This window comes from Vogesella perlucida, assembly GCF_979366545.1.
The window spans coordinates 397,047-413,804 of record NZ_CEETRO010000001.1 but is presented as its reverse complement, the minus strand read 5'-3'; the positions used below and the strand labels follow the sequence as shown (position 1 = coordinate 413,804).

Annotated in this window: 17 protein-coding genes and 2 tRNA genes; 14 read left to right on the top strand and 5 right to left on the bottom strand. The window is 59.1% G+C overall.

The genetic code is table 11. The features are described 5' to 3' along the window. Window positions 1-4 precede the first annotated feature (4 nt). From secD to tgt, 3 genes are all read right to left on the bottom strand, one after another. The gene (secD, locus tag ACZ9XP_RS02000) at window positions 5-1,852 is read right to left on the bottom strand and encodes a protein translocase subunit SecD (RefSeq protein WP_147684301.1); all 1,848 of its coding nucleotides are present in this window, start codon (window positions 1,850-1,852) and stop codon (window positions 5-7) included. Window positions 1,853-1,895: 43 nt separating this feature from the next. Continuing rightward, window positions 1,896-2,213, bottom strand: coding sequence for a preprotein translocase subunit YajC (gene yajC / locus ACZ9XP_RS01995; protein ID WP_147684299.1), 318 nt, complete (start codon window positions 2,211-2,213; stop codon window positions 1,896-1,898). Between the two features lie 146 nt (window positions 2,214-2,359). Continuing rightward, window positions 2,360-3,475 carry a tRNA guanosine(34) transglycosylase Tgt gene (gene tgt / locus ACZ9XP_RS01990; RefSeq protein WP_465187942.1) on the bottom strand — a complete coding sequence of 372 codons (1,116 nt, stop codon included), beginning with the start codon at window positions 3,473-3,475 and terminating at the stop codon, window positions 2,360-2,362. A gap of 124 nt (window positions 3,476-3,599) precedes the next feature. On the opposite strand from tgt, the gene ACZ9XP_RS01985 reads away from it, so the two are divergent. From ACZ9XP_RS01985 to ACZ9XP_RS01940, 10 genes are all read left to right on the top strand, one after another. After that, window positions 3,600-3,676, top strand: a tRNA-Val gene (locus ACZ9XP_RS01985). A gap of 189 nt (window positions 3,677-3,865) precedes the next feature. After that, window positions 3,866-5,767, top strand: coding sequence for a threonine--tRNA ligase (thrS, locus tag ACZ9XP_RS01980; RefSeq protein WP_465187894.1), 1,902 nt, complete (start codon window positions 3,866-3,868; stop codon window positions 5,765-5,767). A 16-nt stretch (window positions 5,768-5,783) separates the two neighbouring features. Beyond that, window positions 5,784-6,323 carry a translation initiation factor IF-3 gene (infC, locus tag ACZ9XP_RS01975; RefSeq protein WP_441374857.1) on the top strand — a complete coding sequence of 180 codons (540 nt, stop codon included), beginning with the start codon at window positions 5,784-5,786 and terminating at the stop codon, window positions 6,321-6,323. A gap of 152 nt (window positions 6,324-6,475) precedes the next feature. Next, window positions 6,476-6,673, top strand: coding sequence for a 50S ribosomal protein L35 (gene rpmI, locus ACZ9XP_RS01970; RefSeq protein ID WP_017507004.1), 198 nt, complete (start codon window positions 6,476-6,478; stop codon window positions 6,671-6,673). 13 nt (window positions 6,674-6,686) lie between these two features. Then, a complete protein-coding gene (gene rplT / locus ACZ9XP_RS01965; protein ID WP_017507005.1) occupies window positions 6,687-7,043 on the top strand; it encodes a 50S ribosomal protein L20 in 357 nt (118 codons plus the stop codon). Between the two features lie 120 nt (window positions 7,044-7,163). Beyond that, on the top strand, window positions 7,164-8,150 hold the full coding sequence (gene pheS / locus ACZ9XP_RS01960; protein ID WP_147684295.1) for a phenylalanine--tRNA ligase subunit alpha: 987 nt from the start codon (window positions 7,164-7,166) through the stop codon (window positions 8,148-8,150). 18 nt (window positions 8,151-8,168) lie between these two features. Further along, window positions 8,169-10,529, top strand: coding sequence for a phenylalanine--tRNA ligase subunit beta (gene pheT, locus ACZ9XP_RS01955; protein ID WP_147684293.1), 2,361 nt, complete (start codon window positions 8,169-8,171; stop codon window positions 10,527-10,529). A 65-nt stretch (window positions 10,530-10,594) separates the two neighbouring features. Then, complete coding sequence (locus ACZ9XP_RS01950) at window positions 10,595-10,897, top strand: integration host factor subunit alpha (RefSeq protein ID WP_017507008.1); 303 nt, start codon at window positions 10,595-10,597, stop codon at window positions 10,895-10,897. Beyond that, complete coding sequence (locus ACZ9XP_RS01945) at window positions 10,878-11,231, top strand: MerR family transcriptional regulator (protein WP_147684291.1); 354 nt, start codon at window positions 10,878-10,880, stop codon at window positions 11,229-11,231. The genes ACZ9XP_RS01950 and ACZ9XP_RS01945 overlap by 20 nt, the downstream gene beginning before the upstream one ends. A gap of 30 nt (window positions 11,232-11,261) precedes the next feature. After that, window positions 11,262-11,338 (top strand) — tRNA-Pro (locus tag ACZ9XP_RS01940). Window positions 11,339-11,391: 53 nt separating this feature from the next. Here the strand turns inward: ACZ9XP_RS01940 and ACZ9XP_RS01935 are convergent. Continuing rightward, entirely contained in the window at window positions 11,392-12,285 is an 894-nt protein-coding gene (locus ACZ9XP_RS01935) for a LysR substrate-binding domain-containing protein (RefSeq protein WP_147684289.1), read from the bottom strand. A gap of 120 nt (window positions 12,286-12,405) precedes the next feature. Here ACZ9XP_RS01935 and yfcF point away from each other — a divergent pair, with 120 nt between their 5' ends. Beyond that, window positions 12,406-13,044, top strand: coding sequence for a glutathione transferase (yfcF, locus tag ACZ9XP_RS01930; protein WP_147684287.1), 639 nt, complete (start codon window positions 12,406-12,408; stop codon window positions 13,042-13,044). A 313-nt stretch (window positions 13,045-13,357) separates the two neighbouring features. On the opposite strand, the gene ACZ9XP_RS01925 is transcribed toward yfcF, so the two are convergent. Then, window positions 13,358-13,603, bottom strand: a complete 246-nt coding sequence (locus tag ACZ9XP_RS01925) for a hypothetical protein (protein WP_170253606.1) — start codon at window positions 13,601-13,603, stop codon at window positions 13,358-13,360. Between the two features lie 81 nt (window positions 13,604-13,684). Between ACZ9XP_RS01925 and ACZ9XP_RS01920 the strand changes: the two genes are divergently transcribed. From ACZ9XP_RS01920 to ACZ9XP_RS01910, 3 genes are all read left to right on the top strand, one after another. Next, window positions 13,685-14,086: a DUF1289 domain-containing protein gene (locus ACZ9XP_RS01920; RefSeq protein WP_147684283.1), complete on the top strand. Its 402-nt coding sequence runs from the start codon at window positions 13,685-13,687 to the stop codon at window positions 14,084-14,086. 80 nt (window positions 14,087-14,166) lie between these two features. After that, a complete protein-coding gene (locus tag ACZ9XP_RS01915; RefSeq protein WP_170253604.1) occupies window positions 14,167-14,763 on the top strand; it encodes a methyltransferase domain-containing protein in 597 nt (198 codons plus the stop codon). A 118-nt stretch (window positions 14,764-14,881) separates the two neighbouring features. After that, window positions 14,882-16,678: a methyl-accepting chemotaxis protein gene (locus ACZ9XP_RS01910; protein WP_147684279.1), complete on the top strand. Its 1,797-nt coding sequence runs from the start codon at window positions 14,882-14,884 to the stop codon at window positions 16,676-16,678. Window positions 16,679-16,758 lie beyond the last annotated feature (80 nt).

The window sequence follows — 16,758 nt, the reverse complement described above, 5'->3', positions numbered from 1 at the left end:
ATCCTTATTTGTTGTCCGGCTTCCATACCTGGCCGATGGAAATCGACGTCAGGCGGCGGCGGCGGCCGTACCACAGGTTAACCACGGCACGCGATACCAGTACCGCAGAGAACATGGAGGTCATGATGCCCAGGCAGTGCACCACGGCAAAGCCGCGTACCGGGCCGGAGCCGAAGATCAGCAGTGCCAGGCCGGCAATCAGCGTGGTCACGTTCGAATCCAGAATGGTTGCCCAGGCGTGGCCGTAACCGGCCTGAATGGCCGACTGCGGCGGCACGCCGTTACGCAGCTCTTCGCGGATACGCTCGTTGATCAGCACGTTGGCGTCGATGGCCATACCCAGTGTCAGCGCGATCGCGGCGATACCTGGCAGGGTCAGCGTGGCCTGCAGCATGGACAGCAGCGCCACCAGCATGAACAGGTTGGCCGCCAGCGAAATGACCGAAATCACACCGAATACACCGTAGTAGATCGCCATGAACACGGCGATGGCGGCAAAACCCCACAGGGTGGAGTGGAAGCCTTTTTCGATGTTTTCCTTACCCAGGCTTGGGCCGATGGTGCGTTCTTCGATGATGTTCATCGGTGCCGCCAGCGAGCCGGCGCGCAGCAGCAGGGCCACGTCGTTGGCTTCGGCCGGGTTCATGCTGCCGGAGATCTGTACGCGGCCACCGCCGATTTCACTGCGGATCACCGGGGCAGTCACCACTTCGCTGCGGTTTTTCTCTACCAGCACCATGGCCATGCGTTTGCCGATGTTTTCGGCAGTCAGCGTGCGGAAGATCTCGGCGCCGGTGCTGTCCAGGCCGATGTCGACCGAGGCGCCACCGTTCTGGTCAAAGCCTGGCTGGGCGGAGTTGATGTTGTCGCCGGTGAGCTCCACGTCTTTTTTCAGCAGGATCTTGCTGGTGCCGCGCGAGGTAGCTTCGTCCAGCAGCTCGTAGCCAGCTGGCGTGTTGCCGGCCAGGGCTTCGGCGACCTTGCCCTGGTCGTCTTCCACCATGCGTACTTGCAGCGTGGCGGTACGGCCCAGGATGTCCTTGGCTTTAGCGGTGTCCTGCACGCCTGGCAGCTGCACCACAATGCGGCTAGGGCCGGCTTGCTGGATCACCGGCTCGGCCACGCCCAGCTCGTTCACGCGGTTGTGCAGGGTGGTGATGTTCTGCTTCACGGCATCGCTCTGGATGCGGGTGATTTCTTCCGGCTTCAGCGTGAGTGTCAGGCGGAAGTTGGTGTCATCGCTATTGAACGTGACCGAGGGCAGGGTACGCGCCAGCTTGTCGGCGGCGGCCTTCAGCGTGTCGGCATCACGCAGCTGTACTTCCAGCGTGGTATCGCCCTGGCGCTTGATGGCACCGTAGCGGATCTTGGCTGCCTTCAGCTCGCGGCGTACATCGCCGGCGTAGCGTTCCATGGTTTTTTCCACGGCGGCCTTCATGTCCACTTCCAGCAGGAAGTGCACGCCACCACGCAAGTCCAGGCCCAGGAACATCGGGTTGGCGTGCAGGCGGGTCAGCCATTCGGGCGAGGCGGGTAGCAGGTTCAGGGCAATGATGTAGGTATCACCCAGCGCTTGCTGGATGGCATCGCGTGCCTTGATTTGGGTGTCCGGGTCCTTGAAGCGCACTTTCAGGCTGGTGCCGTCCAGGAAGATGCCTTGCGGGGCAATGCCTTGCTGCTTCAGGGTGGTTTCAATGCGGGCCATCAGCGCGGTGTCTACCGGGGTGGACTGGCGCGTGCTGGAAATCTGGACCGCTGGCGTTTCGCCAAAGAAATTGGGCAGGGTGTAGATCGTGGCGGTGATCAGCACCAGCGCAATCAGTAGGTATTTCCAGATCGGGAAGCGGTTCATGGAAGGCTTGACAGGAAAAGGGCCGCCAGGGCGGCCCGGGGGGTTACAGGGACTTGATCGTGCCTTTTTCCAGCTTGGCACCGACGGCACCGCGCTGTACGTTGATTTCCACGCCGTTGGCGATTTCCACGGTCAGGTACTGGTCACCGCATTTGGTTACGCGGCCGATAATGCCACCCTGGGTCACGACTTCGTCGCCTTTCACGATCTCGGACAGCATCTTCTGGTGTTCTTTCATTTTCTTTTGCTGCGGGCGAACCAGCAGGAACCAGAACAGAATGAAGATCACGATCATCGGCAGGAACTGCATGATGTCAAACGCTGCGCTGCCGGTGTTGGCGAAAGCCTGGGGGATAAACATTCGGGACTCCCTATTTATCGAGTTGCGAGTGGGTTGATGATTGTGGCAAGTGGGGCATTGTAGCCACGGCCGGGCTACTTTCCAACCGTGCTAAAGGTTGGCCGCAGACAGCCTATGACTGCGGCCAACCCGGTCGGTTCGCCAGCTTAGTTCACGCCACGTGCACGGCGTTCGTGGAAGCTGGCTTTCCAGTCTTCGAAACGGTCGGCGTCGATGGCGTCGCGCATCTCCTGCATCAGCACCTGGTAGTAGTGCAGGTTGTGGATGGTATTGAGGCGCGCGCCGAGGATTTCGCCGGTGCGGTGCAGGTGGTGCAGGTAGGCACGGCTGAAGTGGCGGCAGGCGTAGCATTCGCATTGCTCGTCCAGCGGCTTCTTGTCGTCCTTGTAGCGCGCGTTCTTGATCTTGATGTCGCCCCACTGGGTAAAGATCCAGCCATTGCGCGCATTGCGGGTAGGCATCACGCAGTCGAACATGTCGATACCGTTGGCCACGCCGTGCACCAGGTCTTCCGGTGTGCCCACGCCCATCAGGTAGTGTGGCTTCTCGGCCGGCAGCATGTCCTTCAGCTCGGTCAGCATGCGGTACATTTCCGGCTTGGGCTCGCCCACCGACAGGCCGCCAATGGCGATGCCGTCAAAACCGATATTCATCAGGCCTTCCAGCGACTCCTGGCGCAGGTCGCGGTACAGGTTGCCCTGCACGATGCCGAACAGCGCGTTGGGGTTGTTCAGGTCGTCGAAGGCGCGGCGCGAACGCTCGGCCCAGCGCAGGCTCATGCGCATGGATTTGGCGGCGGTGGCGTGGTCTACCTGGCCTGGCGTGCACTCGTCGAAAATCATCACGATGTCCGAGTTCAGCACCTTCTGGATTTCCATGGATTTTTCCGGCGACAGGAACAGCTTGTCGCCGTTGACCGGGCTCTGGAAGGTAACACCTTCTTCGGTAATCTTGTTCAGCGCGCCCAGGCTGAAAACCTGGAAGCCGCCGGAGTCGGTCAGAATGGGTTTGTCCCAGCCAATGAACTCGTGCAGGCCGCCAAATTTTTCAATGATGTCCAGCCCCGGGCGCAGCCACAGGTGGAAGGTATTGCCCAGAATGATCTGGGCTTGGATGTCCAGCAGCTCGTGTGGGCTCATGGCCTTCACCGAGCCGTAGGTACCCACGGGCTGGAATACCGGCGTTTCTACCGTACCGTGGTTGAGCTCCAGCGTGCCGCGGCGTGCGCCGCCCGAGGTTTTGTGCAGGGTAAACTTCAGCATGTGCTTGATATCATTCATCTGAATCTGAAAATTAGCCCGCCAGTATACACCCCGCTGGCAGCGATTGCCTGCAGTTTGCTTGCCAGCGCGGGCTTTAGACGCTAATATCTTTATTCCTGACAACAGGCACGTAGCTCAGTTGGTTAGAGCACCACCTTGACATGGTGGGGGTCGTTGGTTCGAATCCGATCGTGCCTACCAGAATATCTGTATTGGAGTATCGCCATGTTCAAACGAACTACCACCACCCGTACCTCGAGATAATTCCGAGCCAGTACGGGGGCCTTTTACACAGTAAAGGGATACTCCATGCAAACAAAAAAGTGCGGCTCGAGCCGCACTTTTTTTTTGGTTTTCGTCTGTCCACCTTCTGATTAAGCTGGAGTTGCTATGCCTGACATTCGCCTGCCCGACGGTTCCATCCGTTCCTTCGACCAGCCGGTAACGGTGTACGAAGTGGCTGCGTCCATCGGTACCGGTCTTGCGCGTGCGGCGCTGGCTGGTCGCGTGGACGGCCAATTGGTTGATACCTCCTACCGTATTGCGACCAACGCTGATCTGGCCATCATTACCGAGAAAGATGCGGACGGCCTGTCCATCATCCGTCACTCTACCGCCCACTTGCTGGCCTATGCGGTAAAAGAGCTGTTCCCGGAGGCCCAGGTTACCATCGGCCCGGAAATCGAAAACGGCTTCTACTACGACTTTGCCTACAAGCGCCCGTTTACCCCGGAAGACCTGGTGGCCATCGAGAAAAAGATGCAGGAGCTGGCCAAGAAAGACATTCCGGTCGAGCGCTACGAGCTGTCTCGTGACGACGCCGTGGCTTACTTCAAGGGTATCGGCGAGGCTTACAAGGCCGAAATCATTGCGTCCATTCCGGCTGACCAGGTGCTAAGCCTGTATCGAGAAGGCGAGTTCACCGACCTGTGTCGCGGCCCACACGTGCCGTCTACCGGCAAGCTGAAAGTATTCAAGCTGATGAAGGTGGCCGGAGCCTACTGGCGTGGCGACAGCAATAACGAAATGCTGCAGCGTATCTACGGTACGGCCTGGACCAAGAAAGAAGATCTGGAACAGTACCTGCACATGCTGGAAGAGGCGGAAAAGCGCGATCACCGCAAGCTGGGCAAGCAGCTGGACCTGTTCCACCTGCAGGACGAAGCTCCGGGCATGGTGTTCTGGCACCCGAAAGGCTGGGCGCTGTGGCAGAGCATCGAGCAGTACATGCGTAGAACGTTGGCTGCAGCCGGCTATCAGGAAATCCGCACCCCGATGGTGATGGACCGCGTGATGTGGGAAAAATCCGGCCACTGGGAAAACTACCGCGAAGGCATGTTCACCACCGAGTCGGAAAAGCGCGACTACGCCGTGAAGCCGATGAACTGCCCTGGTCACGTGCAGGTGTTCAACAGCGGCCTGCGCTCTTACCGCGACCTGCCGATGCGTCTGGCCGAGTTTGGTGCCTGTCACCGCAACGAGCCGTCCGGCGCGCTGCACGGCATCATGCGTGTGCGCGGCTTTGTACAGGACGATGCGCACATCTTCTGTACCGAAGACCAGATCATCAGCGAAGCCAAGGCTTTCAACGAACTGACCATGTCGGTGTATCAGCGCTTCGGTTTTGACAAAGTGTCGGTCAAGCTGTCGCTGCGTCCGGAAAAATACGCTGGCGACCTGGAAACCTGGAACCGCGCCGAGGAAGGCCTGCGCGAAGCCCTGCGCGCCTGCGGTATCGAATGGGAAGAGCTGCCAGGCGAGGGCGCTTTCTATGGCCCGAAAATCGAATACCACATCAAGGATGCGCTGGGTCGCTCCTGGCAGTGTGGTACCCTGCAGCTCGATTATGTGCTGCCAGAGCGCCTGGACGCCGAATACGTGTCCGACGACAACAGCCGCAAACGCCCGGTGATGCTGCACCGTGCAGTGCTGGGCTCGCTGGAGCGCTTTATCGGCATCCTGATCGAAAACCATGCTGGCGCCTTCCCGCTGTGGCTGGCACCGGTGCAGATGGTGGTGATGAATATCACCGGTTCGCAGGCCGAATACGCCACGAATGTTGCCGCGACATTGCGTAAACATGGCTACCGCGTTGATCTTGACTTGAGAAACGAAAAGATCGGCTATAAAATCCGCGAGCACAGCCTGCAAAAGCTTCCGTATCAGATCGTTATCGGCGATAAAGAAATGGAAGGCGGGCTGGTTGCCGTGCGCGCCCGGGGCGAAGACCTGGGCCAGATGCCACTGGACGCGTTTATCCAGCATCTTGATGCTGCCATGGCGCAGGCTTAACGCACGGATACGATGAATTTCTTTAGGAGTAATTGCTATAGCTCAGGAACGTGAACCACGGATCAACGGTGAAATTACCGGCCGTGAAATCCGCTTGGTAGGTGAAGAAGGCGAACAACTCGGTATCGTGACCGTGCGTGAAGCACTGGCGATGGCCGAAGAGCGCGAAGTTGATCTGGTCGAGATTTCCCCGACAGCCCAGCCGCCTGTGTGCAAACTGATGGACTACGGTAAGTTCAAATACCAGCAGTCCAAAAAGAAGCACGAAGCCAAGCTGAAGCAGAAACAGATCCAGGTTAAGGAAATCAAGTTCCGCCCTGGTACGGACGATGGCGACTACAACGTCAAGCTGCGTAGCCTGATCCGCTTCCTGACTGAAGGCGACAAGGCCAAGATCACGCTGCGTTTCCGTGGTCGTGAAATGGCTCACCAGGACATCGGCCTGGCACTGCTCAAGCGTGTCGAGGCGGATCTGGCAGAAGTAGGGACTGTCGAGCAGTTCCCGAAACTGGAAGGTCGCCAGATGGTAATGATGATTGCCCCGAAAAAGAAATAATCGGTTATAATCATCGACTTCAACACGGCAGGTTCGCCTGCCGTGTTGATTTTGTAAGCCGGAAACAGCTTGCAACAAAAGCGTGACGCAGTGGTTTCAAGTGCCGGTGGCCACCCTGTGTCTAATCTAATGAAATTCAGCAGGAGATTTCCATGCCGAAGATGAAAACCAAATCGAGCGCGAAAAAGCGTCTCAAAGTGCTGGGCAATGGTGGCGTTAAGCGCTCCATGGCTTTCAAACGTCACATCCTGACCAAGAAAACCACCAAGAGCAAACGTCAACTGCGTGGTACCACCATGGTTCACGCTACCAACATGGCTTCTGTACGCGCCATGATGCCTTACGCCTAAGGAGACCTGAAGAATGCCACGCGTAAAACGCGGTGTAACCGCACGTGCTCGTCACAAGAAAATCCTCGCCCTGGCGAAAGGCTATCGCGGCCGTCGCAAGAACGTCTATCGCATCGCCAAACAGGCGGTGATGAAAGCCGGTCAATATGCATACCGCGACCGTCGTCAGAAAAAGCGTCAGTTCCGTCAACTGTGGATTGCTCGTATCAACGCAGCTGCTCGTGAAAACGGCCTGCCATACAGCAAATTCATGAACGGCCTGAAGAAAGCGCTGATCGAAATCGACCGTAAGGTTCTGGCCGATCTGGCCGTGTTCGATAAGCCGGCATTTGCGCTGATCGTTGAAAAAGCGAAAGCCGCCCTCGCTTAATCGCAGGACACTAAAAAGGGAGGCTTATGCCTCCCTTTTTTTTCGGTTTACTCCCCATAAAGAATGCTGATTCGAGCGGCTGCGCTCCGGTCAGTTTTCTTACGCATACTGGTGCGACCCATGAGCAATGTTGACGTGATTCTCAAGGAAGGTCTGGCAGCACTCGATGCTGTTACCGATCTCGTTGAACTGGAACAGGTCAAGGCCCGCTTTCTAGGTAAAAGTGGTGCGCTGACCGAGCTTCTGAAACAGCTGGGCAAACTGTCGCCTGACGAGCGCAAGACCGCCGGCGCCACCATCAACGCCGCCAAGCAGGCTTTCGAAGCCCGCCACAACGAAGTGCGCGATGGTTTTAACGCTGCCAAACTGGCGGCACAGTTGGCCGCAGAGTCGCTGGATGTCACCCTGCCAGGCCGTGGTACCACCCCGGCAGGCCTGCACCCGGTTACCCTCACGCTGGAACGCATTACCAGCCTGTTTGCCACCATGGGTTTTGAAGTGGCCGATGGCCCGGAAATCGAAACCGATTTCCACAACTTCCAGGCGCTGAACATTCCGGAAAACCACCCCGCACGTGCCATGCAGGACACCTTTTATGTAGAAGGTGGCGACGTATTGCGCACGCATACCAGCCCGATCCAGGTGCGCTACATGCTGGACCACCAGCCGCCTATCAAGATCGTGGCCCCGGGCCGGGTGTACCGTGTGGACTCCGATGCCACCCACTCGCCGATGTTCCACCAGATGGAAGGCCTGTGGATCGACCAGAACGTAAGCTTTGCCGACCTGAAAGCCACCATTACCGAGTTCCTGCGCCGCTTCTTCGAGCGGGACGACATGCAGGTGCGCTTCCGCCCCTCGTTCTTCCCGTTTACCGAAACTTCGGCCGAGATCGACGTGCTGGACGAACAAGGCCGCTGGCTGGAAGTGGGCGGTAGTGGCATGGTGCACCCCAATGTGCTGCGCAATGTCGGTATCGACCCGGAAAAATATACCGGCTTTGCCTTCGGTATCGGCCTGGACCGCTTTGCCATGCTGCGCTATGGCGTGAACGACCTGCGTTTGTTCTTCGAGAACGATCTGACGTTCCTGAAACAATTCAACTGATCGCGACGGAGAGACCTCATGCAATTTTCCGAACAATGGCTGCGCAGCCGCGTCAACCCGTCGCTGAGCACCGATGAGCTGTCCTATCTGCTGACCATGGCAGGCCTGGAAGTAGAAGACGTGACCGCCGCCGCCCCGGCCTTTACCGGCGTTGTGGTGGGCGAAGTAAAAGAATGTGAAAAGCACGAAAACGCCGACCGCCTGCGCGTGACCAAGGTCGACGTGGGCACCGGCGAGCTGGTGCAGATCGTGTGCGGCGCGCCGAACGTGGCCGTTGGCGTCAAGGTGCCGTGCGCCTTGCCAGGTGCCATCCTGCCGGGTGATTTCAAGATCAAGCCGACCAAGATGCGTGGCGTGGAGTCCGGCGGCATGCTGTGCTCCGGCAAAGAGCTGGGCGTGCCGGACGAGGTAGACGGCCTGATGCTGCTGCCGGCTGATGCACGGGTAGGCCAGAACATTCGCGATTACCTGGGCCTGGACGATAGCCTGTTCACGCTGAAAATTACGCCGAACCGTGCTGATTGCCTGTCTATTCGCGGTATTGCTCGCGAAGTAGCCGCGTTGACCGGTAGCCCGCTGGCCGCCTGGGATATCGCCGCTGTTGCGCCGCAAACCGACAGCCAACTGGCCGTCACCATTGCCGACAATGCACCGTGTGGCCGCTACGTTGGCCGCGTGGTGAAGAACGTGAACGCCGCCGCGCCGACACCAGACTGGATGAAGCGCCGTCTGGAGCGTTCCGGCCTGCGTTCCATTTCCGCCATCGTGGACATCACCAACTACATCCTGCTGGAGCAGGGCCAGCCGATGCACGCTTTTGATCTGGGCAAGATCAACGGTGGCATCACCGTGCGCATGGCTGCTGCCGGCGAAAAGCTGGTGTGCCTGAACGAAAAAGAAGTGGCGCTGACACCCGATCTGATGGTGATTGCCGACGACCAGCAGCCGCTGGCCATTGCAGGCATCATGGGCGGTCTGGACAGTGGCGTGACCACTGCCAGCCGCGACATCTTCCTGGAAAGCGCCTTCTTCCAGCCCGAAGCCATTGCGGGCAAGGCGCGTGCCTTGGGCTTTGGTTCCGACTCCAGCTACCGCTACGAACGCGGCGTGGATTTTGCGCTGCAGACCGAAGCCATCGAGCGCGCAACCGCGCTGGTGCAGGAAATCTGCGGTGGCGAAGCCGGCCCGCTGACCGAAGCCGTGGGTCAGCTGCCGCAGCGTAGCAGCGTAACGGTACGCACCGCCCGCGTAGCCCGTGTGCTGGGCGTGGCGCTGGCGGCCGAGCAGATTGCCGCCATCTTTACCCGCCTGGGCCTGGCTTTCGAGCAGAACGACGCAGGTTTTGTGGTGTCTGCGCCGAGCTTCCGTTTCGATATCGAGATCGAAGAAGACCTGATCGAAGAAATCGCCCGCGTGTACGGCTACGACAATATTCCGGCCGATGCGCCGGTGGCCGCACAAACCATGCTGCCGCAGCCGGAAGGCCTGCGCGTGCGCAGCGAAGTGCGCCGCCTGCTGGCTGGCCGCGATTTCCAGGAAATCGTTAGCTACGCGTTTGTGGAAGAAAAATGGGAGCGCGACTTTGCCGGTAACGCCAACCCGGTACGCCTGATCAACCCGATTGCCAGCCAGATGAGCGTGATGCGCTCCAGCCTGATTGGCGGCCTGGTGGATACCCTGGCGGCCAACCTGAACCGCAAGCACAGCCGTGTGCGCGTGTTCGAGATTGCCCGCGTGTTCCACAAGCAAGCCGACGGCAGCGTACAGCAGCCCGAAGTGGTGGCTGGCCTGGCGCACGGCGGCCGTGTGGACGAGCAATGGGGTAGCAAGGCAGAGCGTGTCGATTTTTATGACATCAAGGCCGATGTAGAAGCCCTGCTGTACCCGCGTGTGGCGGAATACCGCAAGGCCACGCATCCGGCATTCCACCCTGGCCGTTGCGCCGAGGTGCTGCTGGGTGGCGCCGTGGTCGGTGTGCTGGGCGAGCTGCACCCGCAGTGGGTGCAGGCTTATGGCCTGACCAATGCGCCGGTGCTGTTCGAGCTGGCCGTGGAAGCGGTCGAGCAGGTTGGCCGCGTACAGCTGGCCCCGGTTAGCAAGTTCCAGCCGGTACGCCGTGACCTGGCGCTGGTGGTGGCCGAGGATGTGAACGCCGCCACCATCCAGCTGGCCATGAAAGCCGCCGCCAGCGCCTTTGTGCGCGAGCTGGCGCTGTTTGACGTGTACCGCGGCAAGGGCGTGGACGAGGGCAAGAAGAGCCTGGCGTTCCGCATCGTGCTGCAAGCCACCGACCGTACCCTGGTAGATGACGAAGTCGAGCAGGCCGTGGCTGCCATGCTGGCCGCCGCCCAGGCTGCCGGTGCCGTGTTGCGCGCCTGATTTATCCCTGTTGGCCACCCGCAGGGCGGGTGGCGTTTTATCTGATGTTGTAGTGAGGAATTGTCATGACTTTGACCAAAGCCGAGTTGGCCGATCTGCTGTTTGACAAGGTGGGCCTGAACAAGCGCGAAGCCAAGGACATGGTGGAGTCTTTTTTTGAAGAGATCCGCGCCACCCTGGAAACCGGTACCAGCGTGAAGCTGTCCGGTTTCGGTAATTTCCAGCTGCGCGACAAGCCGCAGCGCCCCGGCCGTAACCCGAAAACTGGGGAAGAGATTCCCATCACCGCCCGACGCGTGGTAACTTTCCATGCAAGTCAGAAACTCAAGGGAATGGTTGAACAACATCATGCCGACAAACAAGGCTGAGCTGCCGGCGATTCCGGCCAAGCGCTATTTCACCATCGGTGAAGTCAGCGAGCTGACAGGTGTAAAACAGCACGTGCTGCGTTACTGGGAGCAAGAGTTTTCCGAGCTGCGTAACGTCAAGCGCCGTGGCAACCGCCGCTATTACCAGCATGGAGAAGTACTGCTGGTGCGCAAGATACGCGACCTGCTGTACGACGATGGTTTTACCCTGCAGGGCGCACGCCAGCGCTTGCAAGGCGGCAGTGCCGAGCAGGCACCGCTGACTGCCCAGCAAGTACGCAAAGAGCTGCAATCGATCGTGGACTGGCTGGATATTTCGCTTGGCAAAGAGTGAAAATGACTCTATAATTTTCACCTCTTTAGTCGGGGCGTAGCGCAGCCTGGTAGCGCACCTGCATGGGGTGCAGGGGGTCGGAAGTTCGAATCTTCTCGCCCCGACCAAAGAACCAATTCAGCAAAAAAGCCATCCGCCCCGCGGGTGGCTTTTTTGTTTTCTAGCCCGCCGGCAGGCCTTGCCGGTAAGCGGCGATTTCGGCGTGCAGCCAGTGGCGGAAGTCGGCCTGCTTCTGGCTGAGCTGCGGGTGCTGTGGCCAGACCAGCCAGAGTGCCGACGGGTGCGGCACGGTAAGCGGGCTAAGCTGGCACAGCCGCCCATCCGCCAGGTGGCGTGCTACCAGGCTGTGGCGCATCAGCGCCACGCCTTCCCCTTGCAGCACGGCGGCCAACAGCAGGTTGCTGTCGTTGATCCACAGTGCACCCGGTGGCGGCTCGGCTACCTGTGCCTGTTGGCACCAGCCATGCCACGATTCCACGGTATGCACGATGGGGCTGGCGACGATGTCTTCGGCGCTGGCGGGGAGTTGGCCGTGACGAAAATGCGGCGCAGCCACCACTACCAAGTGTTCTTCCATCAACCTCTCTTGCTGCAGCCCCTGCCAGCCACCACGCCCCATGCGGATGCCCATGTCGATCTGGCCGTACGCCAGCGGCTGGATATCCAGGCTGGCATGCAAAGTGAGGCTGTAGTGTGGATAGCGTTGCCGAAAGCCGGGCAGGCGCGGCAGCAGCCACTGCTGGGCGAAAGACGGCAGTACGGCCAGCACCAGTTCCTGTTGTGGTGTTTGCTGTTGTAGCTGGCGGGTGGCGTCGGCCAGCTCGGCTAGCGTTACCCGCACTTTCAGCGCATAGGTGCGCCCGGCCTCGCTCAGCTGCAGCTTGCGGCCAACCTTGCTGAATAGCGCAGTGGCTAGCTGGCTTTCCAGCAATTTCAGCTGCTGGCTGACGGCAGAGTGGGTAATGCACAGCTCGGTAGCGGCACGGCTGACACTGCCCAGGCGTGCCACGGCTTCGAAGCTGCGTAGTGCGGAAAGCGGGGGGAGGGTATTCATGTAAGCCATACTAACGGAACTGGCCATAAATGATCGATTTTCACGGTTAGTTGCTTCGCTTAGACTCGTCTGGTCATGGTTTGCTTAGTCTTTCTTACACAGATGTTTGCCGGAGGCCCTATGAGTAACCTGGAACTGTACGTTGATAGCCGCTTTCTTAGCCCCTACGCCCTGTCTGCCTTCGTGGTCTTGCAGGAAAAAGGGTTGCCGTTTACATGGCATGGTGTCGATCTGGATGGCGGTGCCAACCTGCTGCCGGACTACGCGACAGCATCGCTCACCGCCCGCGTACCCTTGTTGGTGGAGGGGGACTTCCGCTTGTCTGAATCCTCGGCGATCACCGAATACTTGGAGGCGCGTTACCCGGCACCCGCTTATGCCGCCGTCTATCCACAAGAAGATCAGCAGCGCGCCCGCGCCCGACAGCTGCAGGCCTGGCTGCGCAGTGACCTGCTGCCGCTACGCCAGCAGCGCACGACCGAGGTGGTGTTCCTGCAGCCGTCCCCCGCGCCACTGGATGCTGCCGGCCAACAGGCCGCGGCCAAGCTGATTCGTGTCGCAGAGGCTAGCCTGGCACCGGGTGCGGCCAACCTGTTTGGCGACTGGTGCATTGCCGATACCGACCTGGCGCTGATGCTGCTGCGCCTGGTTAATAATGGCGACCCGGTGCCGCCTGCACTGGCCGACTATGCGCGGCGGCAGTGGCAACGCCCGTCGGTGCAGGCCTGGCTGGCTCAGCAGCGTCAGGTTGCGGGCTGATGGCGGGTGTCGCGGTGCCGTCTAGTGCTCGTACTGCAGGTGTGTTAGCGCTGTGGCTAGGTGTTCTGGCGGGGTAGCTGGTGGAGGCCCGCTGTTATGCCTTGGTCGCGTGCGTGTTTTCTTCTGCCTGCGTTCGACAGAGGTAGCTGCGACAGCAGGCTATCGCCTACCGCTTGGCTGCGTTGACGATGGTATGGGTCTGTGGCTGGCGTTGACAGCCTGCACGGCGTACGTGGGCAGGCTGGTGCGCGCTGGCTGCTTTCTGCTATGTTGCCGACGGTAGCTTTTTGGCGTTCAGGTTCAGGATTCGCGCTCAGGCGCCGTCCAGGTAGTCGTAGCCTGGCCAGTCCAGCTGGTAGGCGGTGCGGTTCTTGGCGACCAGGATGCGTTTAAGCATGCCTGTGCTGTGCAGGTACTGCAGCTGCTCGCGGATGTGTGCGATTCGCCCGGGGGAGGACTGCCCCAGCGTACTCACGATACGGTTTTCTTCCAGGCTGCCGGGGGCGCGGCTGCGCAGCATTCTGAGGATGCTGTAGATCAGAGATTCATCGCGTTGCATGTGTGGGCGTGTGTATTATTAGTTACATTTATTTATCAATCATATGGCGTTATTCGTCAAGAAACATGAATTTATTATTACATGTCATCGTTAAACCCGCAGCCTGATACGCCTTGCGTTGGCATTTGTTCTACCGCCATCGGCGACGATGTCTGCCGCGGCTGTGCGCGTACCTTTGGCGAGATCAGTTTTTGGGGCGAGCTGAGCCAGGCAGAGAAAGACCACTGCTGGGCTTGCCTGTCCGTACGCAAAGTCTGGTTGGCCGTGGTGCGCCCGCTACGCGGCCATCTGGAAGTGGTGTCACAGGCTGGCAGTGAGTCCGCCAGGTTTACCCTGCGCGATGGCAGCGTGCTGTTGCTGGGGCAGCCTTATGTGGACGGGGGGCGGCGCTGGCTGCCTTTGACCTATGGCGAGCGCGAGCTGGCGCTGGAGGTGTCGCTGGACAGTTGGCCGCAGCAGTTATCTGCCTGGCTGGCGGGGTAGCAAGTCTTATGTGACAGATTTATATTGAGGCATGGGTTTATCGAATGCTATGTTCATGGTGGTTAATCATGGAGCACAGCATGGCACAAGACAGCAGCAAGGCCGATTTCTGGGAAACGCGCTATCAGAATGCAGTCACCCCGTGGGACAGTGCGGGCCTGCCGGCAGGCTTTGTCGAGCATGCCAGCGCTTTGCTGGCGAATACGCCAGCAAAGCGTGTGTTGATACCTGGCTGTGGCAGCGCCTACGAGTTGCAGCAGCTGGTGGCGCAGGGCTGTGATGCCCTGGCATTCGATTTTAGTCCAGCTGCCGTGGCACGAGCTCGTGCGGCGTGCCCGACACTGACCGCCCGTATTATCGAAGCCGACTTCTTTGGCGATGCCATTACCGGTAGCTGGGACTGGGTGTACGAACGGGCATTCCTCTGCGCTTTGCCACCGGCGCTAGCTGGCCGTTACGCGCAGCGCATGGCAGCGCTGATACCCGCTGGCGGTGTGCTGGCGGGCTACTTCTTTTTGCGCGATCAGGCCAAAGGCCCGCCGTTTGGTACCTCGCTGTTCAATTTGCAGCAGTCTCTGAGCCCGTACTTTATGCTGCAAAAGCAGGCACCGATTTCGGGATCCTTACCGGTATTTCATCCGGATGAGCACTGGCTGGAGTGGGTAAGGCTGCCATAAGCTTGACTACTCTCAACAGCTCTTGAATAGTCAGTGCAATAATTTATAGATAACATGTATAGATTAGTGGTGTTGCAAGCGATAAAGCCGAAATAAAAACGCAAGAGGAGAGCATGTGATGGAGTGGTTCTGGAAGACCTATTTCCTTATCGAGAAAACCTTCTGGAATTCTCTTACCAAAAAGCTTTGCAGCTTCTTCTTCATCAGCCTGTTCCAGCTGGTGCTTATTGCGTATGTCTATAATTCGCTTGAGGAAATCCGTAGCCTGGTAACGTCGCAGCAGCTGGGGGCGGATAGCTTGCAGCAGATACACGCCTTGCTGGACCGTACCATTTACTGGTCGGTGGCCATCTGGGCGGTGTCGCTGGTTTTCATTGCTTTCATGGTGTGGTACCTGCGTTACCTGATCGTGCGGCCGCTGAAGATGATCATTTCTATTTTCCGCGAGATCGGGGCTGGCGAGGGCGATTTGTCGCGCGAGATTCCTACCATCACCTACGATGAAATCCGTGATTTGTCGCTGTCTTACAACGATTTTCTGCAGAAAATGCGCGAAATCATCAGCAATGTCCGCACCATGACCATGCGCATTGCCATGGATTCGGCACGCACCCGCAAGCACATCAGCGCATCGGTGACCCATGCCAGCCAGCAGGCTGCCCTGGCAGGGCAGGTGAGCGATGCCAGCGACCGCTCTACCCAGGGAGTTATCCAGGTATCGGCGGATACGCAGCAGATTTCCGCTACCACCCTGCATAACCTGGACGTGGCCAGGGCGTCTTATGCCGAGCTGCAGGATGCGGCGCAAAAGATCGGTGGCGTCAGTCAGCGGGTGAATACCTTCAACGGCACGGTGGACGAGCTCAATAGCCGTTCTGCGAGCATCAAGACTATTGCCGACTTGATCAAGGATGTGTCTGAACAAACCAACCTGCTGGCATTGAACGCCGCCATCGAGGCCGCACGAGCTGGCGAGGCTGGCCGCGGTTTTGCCGTGGTGGCCGATGAGGTACGCAAGCTGGCCGAGCGCGTGAAGGTAGCCACGGACGAAATCAGCGGCAATATCGACGGCATGCTGAGCCTGGTGCAAAACACCAAAGACGAAACCGCCGTGATCACGCGTGATACCGCGCAGGCACGAGAGGTGGTAGACCGCTCTTCGCACCATTTTGGCCGCATGATGGGGGATTTCGAAAATACCGCCAGCCGGATGGGGCAGATCGCCACCACCATGGGCGAGTTTGCCAGCTCGAACCAGCAGATCGCGGCCAACGTTGGCGAAATCAGCACTTTGAGCGACGCGGTTTCCAGCAGCCTGAAGCAGTCCGAGCAGGATTCGGTCACCTTGTCGCGTGCGGCGGAGGAAGTACAAGAGCTGGTCGCACGCTTTGTGCTGGGTGAAGGCATCCTGGATGACACCATTAGCCAGGCGCGCCAGGCCTGTGGCGAGCTGGTGCAGCTGCTGCAGCAGGCCCAGCAGAATGGCTGTGATATTTTTGACCAGCGCTATCAGCCCATTCCCGGTACCAACCCGGCCAAGTATCACACCCAGTACGACACCAAGCTGGAGCTGCCACTGCAGAAGGTGTACGACCGGGTGGTACAGAATGTGACCGGCGGGCGCTTCTGTTTGTTGGTAGACAACAATGGCTACGCGCCTACGCACAACAGTTTTTACTCCAAACCGCAGACAGGCGACCCGCAGCTGGACCTGGTCGGTAGCCGAGACAAGCGCATTTTCAATGACCCGACCGGTTTGAAGTCGGCGCGCAGCAAACAGCCCTTCCTGCTACAGACCTATATGCGGGATACCGGTGAGATCTTGTCCGAGATCGCCTTGCCCGTGATGATCAATGACCGCCACTGGGGCGCAATCCGTGTCGGCTTTGACCCCGGTTCTTTGTTTCAGAAATAGCTCGCAATAGTGTTGTCGTGCACTGTGAGTTTTGCTAGGTTTCAAAATCAATGCGGCCAACCTGTTCGGGTTGGCCGTTT